Here is a 12,639-nt window from a genome sequence, read left to right as displayed (position 1 = left end):
TTATCGACACCCTCTAGTCTTTAATAAAATAATACCCAGCATTGATCAATTCAAGCAGGGTGAGTAGACCTTGTTCATGCTCCTGCAAGAGTTGTAGGTCATTTGCAGACAATACTAAAGCAGTCTGCTTGATCAGATTTTTAAACAGAGTGCGTAGCGATTTTTCTACAGAAAAATGCTGTCCATCAACATAAAAAACAAACTCGGTGTCTAGCTCTGAACAATCGGTGTAAATGGGTTTTACGCCGCTAGATTTAGCAATCGTTACGCCGGTGCTCAGTAAATTCAGTAAGTCTTGCTTTGTATCGACAGAGTCATTTTGAATGGGTTCGTCATGATGTAAATCTTGACGACTGATAAACTGCAAAAGAGACGCATTTGTGCTCTCGTCTTCAATGAAGTTGATAAGTTGCTTTTTTAATGCGAGTAGCTCAGCGTTTGAAACAAGGTGTTGATTTGATAGTAGTGCCTTTCGTTTTTGTGACAAATCAGCATCGGTGTATCGTTTCTTCATTAATTTTGGCAAGTCAGCAAAGAGATGATTTTGTATTGCTGTATCCTCGTCACGATTAGCCATACACTCATCAACGAACCCAAACAATAGTTCGATAGTATTGGGAGCTCGAAAACCCAGTGAATAATTTAGGCTATCTTCGATAGTAACACCGCAGTGTGGATGATGAGGAGGGATATAAATAGCATCTCCGGGATCTAATTCCACATCGATTATGGGTGAAAAGCCATCGATCAGTCGTAGCAAGGGATGGGGCACGTGCGTCTTAAATTCACCCGGCAAGCCAACTTGCCAACGACGCCTTCCTTTACCTTGAACAATAAAGACATCGTACTCATCGATATGCGCTCCGACGCCCGCATTCTTTACAGAATAGCTGACCATGACATCGTCGGTTCGCCATGCCGGTAAAAAAGTGACATGTTCAAATAGGGCATCGACCTCTTCAATATATCTGTCGACGCCTTGAACTAACAGTGTCCAATCATGCATACAAAGTTCACTAAAATCTTCTATTGGACCTTGTGTGACCGTCCATTTCCCTTCGTGCTGGGAGAGTATGCGCGCGTCAATTTCATCGAGTTGAGCCAAGCCCGCTAGTTCGTGTTCGTCAATGGGATCAGAAAAATCAGGAATAAAATCTCTAATGACACAAGGCTTTTTTTGCCAGTACTCTTCTACAAACTTCTCAGGGTTAGTTATGGGCATGGAACGATAAACAAACAATCGATGGTTGGTGCATTATACCTTAAGTCACCTAAATTCGGGATATATAATCATTAATAAATCTAATCTGAACGTGTTTAAAAAACATACTTTACATTTTTGCATCATTGGCACTATTATGCGCGCCTTGCGAGTAGTGTACATACATGTAGTAGATAAAACCTTACTCGCAGTCGATTACACGAAAGTGAATACATAGACCCTTACTCAGAGACAAAGCCGTTCATGGACAAAACAGAATTTACTCAAATACGCCGTTTTATTGTCAAGCTTGGCAAAATGCTGCATAAGTACGGTACGCCAGCATTTCGCCTTGAAGCCTATTTGATGGAAGTTGCGGAATACTTTGGCGTCAATGCTTCGTTTATCTCTGCGCCGACTTCGCTGACCTTTGTAATTTGGAGTGATCGCCACGAAGAAGAATACACGCATGCCGCACGCATGACGCCGGGCGAACTTGATTTAAACTCCTTGGCACTGACTGATGAACTCGCGGTTAGACTCTTGGCGGGGAAGATCAGTATTGAAGACGCTGACAAGCGCTTAGATGAAATAGATGCTTTGAAAAGTCCGTATGGCAGATTTGTAACTGGTTTGGCGTTTACTACTTCGACGGCTGCATTTGCAACTCTGATGGGCGCTGGAGTGAGAGAAATTGTAATATCGGGTATTCTCGGCCTAGTTGTGTATTTATGGACAATTTGGTCAGAAAAGAGTAAACGAGTAAAGCTTATGTTGGAGCCTGTTGCCTCCTTCAGTACCGCTTTTTTGGCTGGCTTGATTTCGCACTTTGTTTTGCCTGGCATAAATATATGGCTGATCATCCTCTCGTCATTGATAATACTCGTTCCCGGTCTAGCGCTTTCGATTGGTTTGGCTGAACTCAGCACTCGAAACTTGGTTTCTGGCACTGCGCGAGTAATGGACGCGATCATGCAGTTGTTCAAATTATATTTTGGGGCGTTTTTGGGTATATATTTGAGTGTAGCTTTGTTGGCCGAATACACTGTTGAACAACCTGAAGCGATGCCTGGGTGGGTACAGTGGCTAGCGGTGATTGTATTGAGTTTGGGCTTGGTGGCGATATTCAGAACACAATTAAGAGATCTCCCTTGGGCTGTCTTAGCCACCGTTGTGGCTTATGCATCGACCAAAATGAGTTCTATGTATTTGGAGCAAGGCTTGGGTGCGTTTGTCGGTGCCTTTGTATTAGGGGTTTACGCCAACGTATTTGCGCGCGTGGCAAATAAACCCTCATCAATTATTTCTATGCATGGCTTAATCGTACTCGTACCAGGTTCAAAAACCTATATTGGCTTAAATTCGATGATATCAGGGCAAGATTTCATTCAAGCAGACCATGTAGGGCAAGAGACATTCTTGATTTTGATGTCTTTGGTTGCTGGGCTTATTTTTGCAAACGTCGTTGCACCAACTAAAAAAGCCTTGTAATTGGATCCGCTTTGTTTGTAGCGAGTATGCTATTGGATGGGGATAAATATAAAATAAGCTAGCAAAAAAGTCTTGCTGATGAAAACATTGGCAAGACTCTTTTTCGTCACGGCGTTACTTTACCTTTTCACCTGCAGCTTGTTTGTCGGCATGGTAACTAGAGCGCACCATTGGGCCACATGCGGCGTGGCTAAAGCCGATTTTTCTGGCGTGTTCACCTAAAAGATCAAATTCAGCAGGGGGCACATAGCGTTTCACAGGGTAGTGGAACTTGCTGGGTTGCAGGTATTGCCCTAAGGTAAGCATTTCGACCTTGTGCTCGCGTAAATCGGCTAGTACTTGCATCATTTCTTCATTGGTTTCGCCCATGCCCATCATCAAGCCCGACTTGGTTGGTATGTCTGGGTGCTGCTCTTTGAATTTGCGCAAAAGTTCTAGTGACCATTTGTAGTTGGCGCCGGGTCGACATTCTCTGTACAGTCTTGGAATGGTCTCTAAGTTGTGATTAAAGACATCTGGAGCGCCTTGTTTAAATATGTCTAATGCGCGATCCATTCTTCCCCTAAAATCAGGTACAAGTACTTCAATCGTTGTACTTGGGCTGTGTTCTCTAATGGCCTTGATACAATCGACAAAATGTTGCGCGCCGCCATCGCGTAAATCGTCTCGGTCAACCGAGGTAATAACAACATAACGAAGCTTCATTTCGGCAATCGTTTTAGCTAGTTTTTCTGGCTCTTCAGCACTTGGTGGAAGGGGTTTGCCATGCGCAACATCACAAAATGGACAACGGCGTGTGCATATATCACCGAGTATCATAAAGGTGGCAGTGCCGTGGTTAAAGCACTCAGCCAAATTGGGACAGCTCGCCTCTTCACACACACTGTGAAGCTTATTTTTTCGTAAGGTTTTTTTGATTTCCTCAATACGGTCGGTAGTACGTGGTAGTTTTATTTTTATCCACTCGGGTTTGCGCAGCATGTCTTCTTTTTCAGTGGGCACAATCGTGACCGGAATATGCTTCATTTTTTCATTATCACGCAGCTTTACGCCTGCTTGAGGTCTAGCGTTACTCATCAAAACCTTCTGTATCTACTAAGTTCGTAATATTTAGAGAGTGGCAAAAGTGTTTTACCACCAATTTACTTGCTGTCGCCACTGTAGAGGGGCCAGCCAATGATTGACAATCAATCATTTCCATTCCTGCATAACCACATGGGTTAATACGTAAGAATGGCGATAAATCCATATTGACATTAAAGGCCAAACCGTGAAAAGCGCCGCCTTTGCGAATGCGTAAACCCACAGAGCATATCTTTTTATCGTCTACATACACACCGGGTGCATCTTTTTTTGCATAGGCCAGTATATTATATTCTGCTAAGGTGCTTACAATGCAATCTTCGAGTGCGCTAACCAATTGCTTGACTCCCCACTTGCCGCGCCGCACATCCAACAAGGTGTACATCATGAGCTGTCCGGGTCCATGGTAGGTTACTTGACCACCACGATCAACAGCGACGAGTGGTATGCTGCCTGGGTTTATTACATGCTCAGCTTTACCTGCTTGTCCTTGCGTAAAGACTGGAGGATGTTCACACAACCAAATTTCGTCAGCGGTATTTGCGTTCCGATGCTCGGTAAAATCTCTCATTGCTTGCCACGTCGGTAGATACTCTCTAGTACCTAAGTGGCGAATAATCGTCGCTTGTTCCATGAGGGTTTTGTTTACAACACCACGCGCACAATATCTATTTTGGCCAGCTCTTTGTATATGGTTTCCATGTGTTCCTTACTGGTCACACGTACGCCTATGCTCACTGCGTGATAGTTACCTTTGCGACTTGGCTTGACCGTGGGTGAATAGTCACCGGGTGCTAATTCTTGTAAGCAAGCCACAACTAAACTAGGTAATTCTTCTTTTGCTAAACCCATGACCTTAAAAGTCTGCATACAAGGAAAGTCCAACAGCTCATCAAAGCGTGTGTCCATTAGTCCTCCAAGCCCAGTTTTAAACTGATGTAATCCATGGCGCGATCGAAAATCCCCCCTTCTTGCACTTCTTCAAGGGTCACAAGAGGATAACTAGCGATAAGCTCTTCGCCCAATTTTAATTGTAGAGTACCTACTTCTTGACCTTTGTCCATCGGCGCTTGAAGTTGCTCATTTATTTCGAAGTGTGCTTTGAGTTTATCAGCCTGGCCTCTGGGGATAGTGAGATTTGTATCCTGATTGATGCCAAGCTCAACGGTGTCTTTGTCACCCATGAATATGCGGTGCGCAACAAAGCTGTCGCCCATCTTATAGGGACTAACGGATTCGAAAAATCTAAAACCATAGCGTAGCAGTTTTTTGTTTTCTGCTTTACGGGCGCGTTGACTTTCTGTTCCCATTACAACAGACACTAAACGCATATCACCTTGAGTTGCAGAAGTAATCAAGCTGTATCCCGCATCTGATGTATGGCCGGTTTTTATGCCGTCGACATTTAGGCTTTTGTCCCACAGCAGACTGTTACGATTAAACTGTTTAATGCCATTATATGCATACTCTCGTTGGCTGTAGTACTGATACATCTCAGGCAGCTCTTTTATTAAAGCGCTCGACAGCAAGGCCATATCTCGAGGAGAGGTGTAGTGGTCGGCATCATGTAGGCCATGACTGTTTACGAAATTGCTTTGTGTCATACCAATACTAACGGCATGTGCATTCATCATGCTAGCAAAGGCCGACTCAGTACCAGCAATGTGCTCGGCTATTGCGACACAGGCGTCATTCCCTGATTGCACAATGATGCCTTGCAAAAGTTCATGTACACTGACTTTAGTACCTACTTCTATAAACATTTTTGAAGAATCAGGAAAGTTTTTCGCCCAAGCGTTCTCGGATATCGTGACTTCGTCTTCCAAACTAATGTTACCCGCCTCAATTTCTTTACCCACGACATAGACTGTCATGATTTTCGTGAGACTGGCAGGGTTTAAACGCTGGTCTGCGTTTTTGGAAGCAATAACGTGTCCGTTTGAATGATCCACGAGTAAAAAGCCACTCGCCTCAACAGACGGGGCGGGGGGGATTACGACTGAGGCCTGCACACTAGTTACAATACATAGATTGGCGATCAATACAGGAGCTAAAACTAGCTTTCTAAATAAGCGCATTTTAATTAAGTAACCTTTATTTATTATTCTAAGATAAAATTTCGATTGTATTTTACAACAAGCACAGTCATAACTCACCCAACAAATTACTAACGATAAAGATCAAAAGCAGGTGATAATTGATGAACACGCTTGATTTTCATTTATTCGGCTGACAATTCAATTGTAAATGCCTTGTCAAAGCCAATATTTTTCAGATCTTGGATTACTTTTTTGGCACTTTGTTCATTTTCCAATGGTCCAATTCTTAGTTTGTATAAGTCCCCTGTTTTTGGAGTATGCGTAGGTTTTTGAAGCAAGTCACCAATACCTCTGGCAAGGTCTTTCGCTTTTTTTCCATCTGACATGGCTAAAACCTGTACAAATGTCCCGGATGCAAGCGGTTTATCAGTAGGTGAGTCAGCAGACACTGGTTTTATTGGGCTTGGCCTTGATGTTGTTTTCGCGATTGCCTCATTTGATGCATGTACCGGATTCCCTATCGCCTTGCCTGTACTCACAATTCCGTTTGCGTCAACATGAATAACTTCAATTTTGACGGGCGCAACGCCTTTATCTCTAAATCCCAACTTTTTTGCTGCAGCATACGAAAGGTCGATGATACGCCGATCGTGAAAGGGGCCTCTGTCGTTCACTCTCACGACAATAGATTGATTGGTTTCTTGATGCGTTACGCGAACAAATGAGGGGAGGGGGAGCGTTTTATGCGCGGCAGTGAGCGCAAACATATCGAATATTTCCCCATTTGCTGTTTTGTGACCATGGAATTTTTGTCCATACCACGAGGCATAACCGCTTTCTTCAAACCCTTTACCTGTTTGCATGGGCGTATAAAACTTACCATTAATTTCATAGGGGCGGCTCGTCCATACATTGTATTTGACAAATTCTGGCGTCGGTTCTTGCGCATCAATGGCACCGTATTTAAAGCTAGGAGCCGAATCTTGGAGTTGACTGTAGCGGCTATCATTTGGCTTAGGCGACAGACTGCAGGCTGACAAAATGACGGAGAGTAGTGATACAACAATAAAATGGCTGTAACTAAATGTAGTATTTTTTATCATAGCTCAGTCTTCTATCAAGTGTGTATTGCATAGTCTAATGGGGAATATGCCATGTACCAACAAACCCACTAGGTGGCGCGTGACAACAATCGCCTTTGCGTACTTATCGACATTAAGATACCAAAGCCTGCGAGCAATGTAACCATAGATGTACCGCCATAACTTATTAAAGGTAATGGTACGCCTACCACCGGTAAAAGGCCAGATACCATGCCCATGTTGACAAAAACATAAACAAAAAAGGTTAAGGTGATACTACCTGCAAGAAGTTTACTAAACGCATCCTGGGCGCGATTGGCAATATACAAGCCTCTGAGTATGATGCACATGTACATAACTAAAAGGCCAAACACACCAAATAAGCCAAACTCTTCACTAAATACCGCAAAGATGAAATCGGTATGCCGTTCAGGTAGGAACTCAAGCTGAGACTGTGTACCTTGTAACCAGCCTTTGCCTTCTGCGCCACCACTGCCAATGGCTATTTTCGATTGAATAATATGATAGCCTGAACCAAGCGGATCACTTTCGGGGTTTAAAAAGGTGATTACGCGTTGTTTTTGGTATTCCTTCATTAAGAAAAACCACATGATTGGCGCGAAAGTTAAGCCTAAGGCACTAATAAAGGTAATCAGTCGCCACGACATGCCAGCAAGAAACAATACGAATATACCGGAGCTAGCAACGAGTAATGACGTACCAAGATCAGGTTGTTTTGCGATCAGGATAGTGGGTAAGAATACCAGCCCAAAACCTAAAGCAACATTGGTTAATGTTGGTGGGAGGGTGCGTCGGCTAATAAACATAGCTAACATTAACGGAACTGCTAGTTTCATGATTTCAGATGGTTGGAATCGAACGAAGCCAAGATCCAACCAACGCTGCGCGCCTTTGCCTACATCACCAAAAAGCAAAACAGCGACAAGCATAAGTACGCCGATAGAATAAGCATAAATTGCGACGCGGCGATAGAATAAAATAGGCACTTGCGCTAAAGCAAACATAACGCCGATTGCCAAGCCAAGACGAATCAGTTGACGATGTACAAGCGCGGGGTCTTGGCCTCCAGAGGAGTATATAGTGAGCAGACCGACGATCATTAAGCTAATCAGCGAAAACAACAAAAAGCCATCAATATGAATGCGCTCTAAAAAGGTCGGTTTATTGGATTTTAATTTATTTTTATTCGCCGCCACTTAGGGCCTCAACACTTTGATCAACATGCTCGAGTTCATTTGCTGCTACCATGCCCTGCTTTTGAGAAAAGTAAAAGTCCATTACTTTCCTAGCCAATGGGGCTGCGTTTGAACTGCCTCCACCTGCATTCTCGATAGCGACAGCAATACTGATTTCAGGCGAATCATAGGGCGCATAGCCTACATACATAGCATTGTCTCGCAACTCTTTAGCGACATTTTCCTCTTCATATTCTTCGTCTTGTGCAACTGAGAACAGCTGAGCGGTACCTGTTTTACCTGCAGAAATATAGTCTGTTTTTAGAAAGGCTCGGTAAGCTGTGCCATGTTCTCGGTTTACCGTACCGTACAAAGAGTCCAAGACCACATCCCAATTTTTTTCATTCTTTATGACTAAAGGCTCTTTCATTAGTATTGGTTCATTGATTACTTCATCTTCAATCATGTAGCCTTTTAGCAAGCGAGGCGTGTAACGAGTGCCTTTGTTAGCAAGGTAAGTAATGGACTGCACTAACTGTAAAGGCGTGGCATTCCAGTAACTTTGACCAATCCCTACGGATATTGTGTCACCGATGTACCAGGGTTCATTGAATTTAGCCCGTTTCCAGCCTCTAGAAGGCATGATGGCAGCGGATTCTTCATGCAAATCAATACCGGTAAATTGACCGAAACCAAATTGAGTCATCGACTCATGGATACGATCAATACCTAATCGATATGCCAAGTCATAGTAAAACGTATCGCAGGAAAGCTCGACTGAACGCGTTATATCCACAATGCCATGTCCGCCCTTCTTCCAGTCACGCCAGCGGTGTGACACATTTCTGAGTCGGTATACGCCTCTGTCACGAATTTTTGTTTTTTCGTTTATAATCTCTTCTTCTAGGCCTAACAGCGCTAGGTGAGGTTTTATCGTTGATGCTGGAGGATATCGGCCTTGTGTCGCTCTGTTCAAAAGCGGACTATGTCGCGAATTTAAGAGTGCCGAATAATCTTTTTGGCTAATTCCGTGCACAAATAAATTAGGGTCATAACTAGGACTGCTATACAGTGCCAGAATACCACCGTTTTGTGTATCAGAAATCACCACTGCGCCACGTCGTCCCGCTAATTCTGCTTGTGCTTTCTTTTGTAGTTCTATATCGATGTTTAGAACGATATCTGCACCGGGAACGGGGGGCTGAAAATCCAATACTCGAACAATTCGGCCTTGGTTATTTACTTCAACTTGCTGATAGCCGACTTGCCCATGAAGTATGTCTTCGTGAAATTTTTCCACACCTTGTTTACCAATGTCGTGGGTTGCCGCGTAATTGGCTTCTAATCCTTTTTCCTGTAGCTTTTTTAAATCCCTTTTGTTGATTCTTGATACATATCCCAGCATATGTGTCAGCGTATCTTTAAAAGGGTAATATCTTGAAAGTCTTGCTTCTATGCTTACACCAGAAAAGTGATGTTGGTTTGCGGCAAATAAGGCTACTTCGTCATGGCTTAGCTGGGTTCGAAGGCTAACAGGCTTAAAGCGCCGGAGCCGTTTACGCGCCTTGTGAAAGTCCTCTATCTCGCTGTCGGATAACGACATAAGGCTTTTCAATGCCTGTAGTGTCGCGTCGAGATCCTCTACTTCTTCAGGTACGATCTCCAAGCTGAAAACGGGGCGATTTTCAGCTAAAATAACGCCGTTTCGATCATATATTAGGCCGCGATTTGGCGCGACCGGGAGCAGCTTTATCCTATTGCCATTGGAGCGAGTTTGGTAATCTTCGAATTGTAATATTTGCAGATTATACAAATTGCCCAGAATAAGTATCATCAGACTGGTTACCACAACAACGGCTACAATTGCCCGACTGGTAAACAAGTTTGCTTCTGCAGTGTGATCTCTTATTGTCTGTCGCTGCTTCGCCATGATTCTATTTTATTCTCGGTGATAGGGGTGATTTTGCGTGACTGTCCATGCGCGATACAAGGCTTCTGATACCATGACTCTGACCATAGGATGGGGTAAGGTTAAGGGAGACAAACTCCACCATTGCTCTGCTGCTTGCTTACAATCCAAGGATAGACCCTCTGGCCCACCAATCAATAATGACACATTGCGACCATCCATTTTCCAAGTTTCGATTTGCGTGGCCAATTGTGGCGTTGACCATGCTTTACCTTTTACTTCGAGGGCAATAATTCTGTTGCCCTTTGGCACGGCTTCTAGGCATTTTTTGCCTTCGGCCTCAATAGTATTTTGAATATTCACGCTCTTGCCGCGCTTCCCAGGTGCAATTTCGGTGAAGGTTATGCGAAATTCGGCTGGGCAGCGTTTTAAGTATTCGTTGGTGCCTTCGACAACCCACGAAGGCATTTTGTTCCCAACCGCAATTATTTGTACTTTCATTTGTCCTAGTAATTAACCGGAATAACTTACTGAGCTGAATTTTACTGCCATAACTTCTCGAGCTGGAAAAAATCACGCGTGTCATCCTGCATGATGTGAGCCACTATTTCACCTAAATCTACTAAGACCCATTCGCCGGTGTCTTTTCCTTCTACTGATAGCGGTGGCTTGTCGATATGCTTGCATTCAACAATGAGGTTGTTAGCAATAGATGATACATGTCTTTTGGAGGTGCCAGAACAAATCACTAAGGTGTCAGTCACACTGGATTTTTCAGCCACATCAATGACTATAATGTCTTTGGCCTTCATATCTTCTAATTTGTCTTGAACAAATTGAGTAAATTTTTCTTGATTCAATTATCACCTATTCTGTAAAGGTTATTGTTTAATATAAATTCGTTTACTGGCGCGGGGACTAAATGATTAATACTTTTTCCAGCCTGCACTGCTTGTCGAATTTGCGTAGATGATATATCTACGTGTGGAGCATTAGCTAAAAATACAGCGCCATGGCTAGTATTGTTAAGGATTTGCTGCATTTGTTCAATTGTTAGCGTCTGAATTTCCGTATATTTCGCATATTTTTTGTAATTTTGAGGAATGGTTTGATTACTGTCATCACATATACTGTACAAAAGCGGTAAATTTTTGTCTTGAACTAGCTTTTTAATATTTGCTTCATCTTGGCTTGCCTCTACTTTTGATAGTCTCGGTAACACTATTAAATGGCAATATAACAAAAGCTCTTGCCAGCGATACCAGCTGTGAAGTGACAAAAAAGAATCTTCACCAATAATAAATACAATACTGTCATTTGGATATTTAGTGTTGAGATATTTGACTGTGTCGAAAGTGTAGCTGCAGCTGTGCTTATTTAACTCATAAGTATTGATCGACAAATACGGCAAATCATCTGCCAACAATTTACACATTGTTAGGCGTTGAGATGGCGCACCAACATCGCATTTGTGTGGCGGAATATGGCAAGGTAGCAATTGAATATTCTGTATATGCAGACATGCATGCACATAGTTGATAATCGCTTTATGACCAAGGTGAGGTGGATCAAAAGTGCCACCAAAAAAAGCGCTTATCATAAGTTCTGCCTAATAAAGACTTAGCTGTGTTACTGGCAAAGGAACAAACAGCATAGCTAGGTGGCTCAATAATACATAAGGCTTTTGCGGCACTTCTGACTTCAACAAGCTGTCTGCCTGCATCAGTTGATATTGCATATTCTCCAAATCTTGTTCATCTAATCTACGAAGTGCATTTTGATACATGCCCTGCTTTGTTTGCCATATTCTCAAGGCTGGAAAGTTGATACGCCCGTTTTGCTTAAGTTGAGAATAACAAGCGAGAAGCTTTCTATTTTCGTTGATCAGTGACCAAAGAATGATATTGGGTTCAAGGCCTTCACTCTCTAAACGCTGGAGTATTTTCACTGCTTTTTGAATATTTCCGTTGATCACTTCATCAATAAACTGAAAAACGTTAAACCGGGATTGATCAACAATGGCGTCTTGTACTTGTTGGAGATCTAAACGTTGATTTGGGTAAATTAGGGCTAATTTTTCGAGTTCTTGGCGAGTCGCTAATAAGTTGCCTTCGCTCATCTCGGCAATTAAGGCAATGACATCACTATCGATTTGTAATCCAAGTTGCTTAGCTGTGTCGGTGATCCAAGCGTTAAGCTGGGTGCCTTTCAATTCGTAAATTGGGCAAAACCAAGCGATTTGGCTTAGTTGTTTGAACCACTTGGCATTTTTCACATCCTTGCCTACCTGATTTCCATGAATGAGTAAAACGAGATCTTGTAGTCCCTTGCTCGCAAGTTCGCTGAGTACTTTTGCCCCTTGTGTGCCCGGTTTTCCACTTGGTAGCGCTAATTCAATATATTGTTTGTCGGCGAACAAAGACATTGTTTGCGTGGCGTCAGTTAATTGATGCCAACTAAAATCACTATCTACCGTGAGTTGCTGTCGCTCTGAGAATCCCTGTGAAACCGCTGCGCGCCTAATCGTGTCGATTAACTCTATTTTTTGTTGAGGCTCGTCACCAAATATCAAAAGTACAGGAGGAAGCGCTTCTTGCGCGAGTTTTTGTGTAATTTGTTTGGGATTAAATTGAGCCAA

Annotated in this window: 13 protein-coding genes; 1 reads left to right on the top strand and 12 read right to left on the bottom strand. The window is 43.0% G+C overall.

Features of this window, described 5'->3' with window-relative positions; genetic code table 11:
• Positions 1-13: 13 nt before the first annotated feature.
• Complete coding sequence (locus ACFOHL_RS03460; protein ID WP_376918797.1) at positions 14-1,222, bottom strand: cupin domain-containing protein; 1,209 nt, start codon at positions 1,220-1,222, stop codon at positions 14-16.
• Between the two features lie 243 nt (positions 1,223-1,465).
• On the opposite strand from ACFOHL_RS03460, the gene ACFOHL_RS03455 reads away from it, so the two are divergent.
• The gene (locus ACFOHL_RS03455; RefSeq protein WP_376918796.1) at positions 1,466-2,692 is read left to right on the top strand and encodes a threonine/serine exporter family protein; all 1,227 of its coding nucleotides are present in this window, start codon (positions 1,466-1,468) and stop codon (positions 2,690-2,692) included.
• 114 nt (positions 2,693-2,806) lie between these two features.
• Here the strand turns inward: ACFOHL_RS03455 and lipA are convergent, their stop codons facing one another.
• From lipA to holA, 11 genes are all read right to left on the bottom strand, one after another.
• Positions 2,807-3,769, bottom strand: coding sequence for a lipoyl synthase (gene lipA, locus ACFOHL_RS03450; RefSeq protein WP_376918795.1), 963 nt, complete (start codon positions 3,767-3,769; stop codon positions 2,807-2,809).
• Positions 3,762-4,409 (bottom strand): lipoyl(octanoyl) transferase LipB, encoded by a 648-nt coding sequence (lipB, locus tag ACFOHL_RS03445; protein WP_376918794.1) that lies wholly within the window; start codon positions 4,407-4,409, stop codon positions 3,762-3,764. The genes lipA and lipB overlap by 8 nt, the downstream gene beginning before the upstream one ends.
• Before the next feature lie 11 nt (positions 4,410-4,420).
• Complete coding sequence (gene ybeD / locus ACFOHL_RS03440; RefSeq protein ID WP_376918793.1) at positions 4,421-4,684, bottom strand: DUF493 family protein YbeD; 264 nt, start codon at positions 4,682-4,684, stop codon at positions 4,421-4,423.
• On the bottom strand, positions 4,684-5,853 hold the full coding sequence (locus ACFOHL_RS03435; protein ID WP_376918792.1) for a serine hydrolase: 1,170 nt from the start codon (positions 5,851-5,853) through the stop codon (positions 4,684-4,686). The genes ybeD and ACFOHL_RS03435 overlap by 1 nt, the downstream gene beginning before the upstream one ends.
• Positions 5,854-5,996: 143 nt before the next feature.
• A complete protein-coding gene (locus ACFOHL_RS03430; RefSeq protein WP_376918791.1) occupies positions 5,997-6,917 on the bottom strand; it encodes a septal ring lytic transglycosylase RlpA family protein in 921 nt (306 codons plus the stop codon).
• 68 nt (positions 6,918-6,985) lie between these two features.
• The gene (rodA, locus tag ACFOHL_RS03425) at positions 6,986-8,113 is read right to left on the bottom strand and encodes a rod shape-determining protein RodA (RefSeq protein ID WP_376918790.1); all 1,128 of its coding nucleotides are present in this window, start codon (positions 8,111-8,113) and stop codon (positions 6,986-6,988) included.
• Positions 8,100-10,022 (bottom strand): penicillin-binding protein 2, encoded by a 1,923-nt coding sequence (mrdA, locus tag ACFOHL_RS03420; protein WP_376918789.1) that lies wholly within the window; start codon positions 10,020-10,022, stop codon positions 8,100-8,102. Before mrdA ends, rodA begins: the two co-directional genes overlap by 14 nt.
• 9 nt (positions 10,023-10,031) lie before the next feature.
• On the bottom strand, positions 10,032-10,502 hold the full coding sequence (gene rlmH, locus ACFOHL_RS03415) for a 23S rRNA (pseudouridine(1915)-N(3))-methyltransferase RlmH (RefSeq protein ID WP_376918788.1): 471 nt from the start codon (positions 10,500-10,502) through the stop codon (positions 10,032-10,034).
• A gap of 41 nt (positions 10,503-10,543) precedes the next feature.
• On the bottom strand, positions 10,544-10,861 hold the full coding sequence (rsfS, locus tag ACFOHL_RS03410; protein WP_376918787.1) for a ribosome silencing factor: 318 nt from the start codon (positions 10,859-10,861) through the stop codon (positions 10,544-10,546).
• Entirely contained in the window at positions 10,858-11,601 is a 744-nt protein-coding gene (gene nadD / locus ACFOHL_RS03405) for a nicotinate (nicotinamide) nucleotide adenylyltransferase (protein ID WP_376918786.1), read from the bottom strand. The genes rsfS and nadD overlap by 4 nt, the downstream gene beginning before the upstream one ends.
• A 9-nt stretch (positions 11,602-11,610) precedes the next feature.
• Complete coding sequence (gene holA, locus ACFOHL_RS03400; RefSeq protein WP_376918785.1) at positions 11,611-12,639, bottom strand: DNA polymerase III subunit delta; 1,029 nt, start codon at positions 12,637-12,639, stop codon at positions 11,611-11,613.

Source organism: Agaribacter flavus, from assembly GCF_042646125.1.
GTDB lineage: Bacteria > Pseudomonadota > Gammaproteobacteria > Enterobacterales > Alteromonadaceae > Glaciecola > Glaciecola flavus.
This window is presented reverse-complemented; position numbering and strand designations above follow the sequence as displayed.

Coding starts and splice junctions, on each gene's coding strand:
- ACFOHL_RS03460 (WP_376918797.1), bottom strand. CDS start 1,222: ATGCCCATAACTAACCCTGAGAAGTTTGTAGAAGAGTACTGGCAAAAA.
- ACFOHL_RS03455 (WP_376918796.1), top strand. CDS start 1,466: ATGGACAAAACAGAATTTACTCAAATACGCCGTTTTATTGTCAAGCTT.
- lipA (WP_376918795.1), bottom strand. CDS start 3,769: ATGAGTAACGCTAGACCTCAAGCAGGCGTAAAGCTGCGTGATAATGAA.
- lipB (WP_376918794.1), bottom strand. CDS start 4,409: ATGGAACAAGCGACGATTATTCGCCACTTAGGTACTAGAGAGTATCTA.
- ybeD (WP_376918793.1), bottom strand. CDS start 4,684: ATGGACACACGCTTTGATGAGCTGTTGGACTTTCCTTGTATGCAGACT.
- ACFOHL_RS03435 (WP_376918792.1), bottom strand. CDS start 5,853: ATGCGCTTATTTAGAAAGCTAGTTTTAGCTCCTGTATTGATCGCCAAT.
- ACFOHL_RS03430 (WP_376918791.1), bottom strand. CDS start 6,917: ATGATAAAAAATACTACATTTAGTTACAGCCATTTTATTGTTGTATCA.
- mrdA (WP_376918789.1), bottom strand. CDS start 10,022: ATGGCGAAGCAGCGACAGACAATAAGAGATCACACTGCAGAAGCAAAC.
- rlmH (WP_376918788.1), bottom strand. CDS start 10,502: ATGAAAGTACAAATAATTGCGGTTGGGAACAAAATGCCTTCGTGGGTT.
- nadD (WP_376918786.1), bottom strand. CDS start 11,601: ATGATAAGCGCTTTTTTTGGTGGCACTTTTGATCCACCTCACCTTGGT.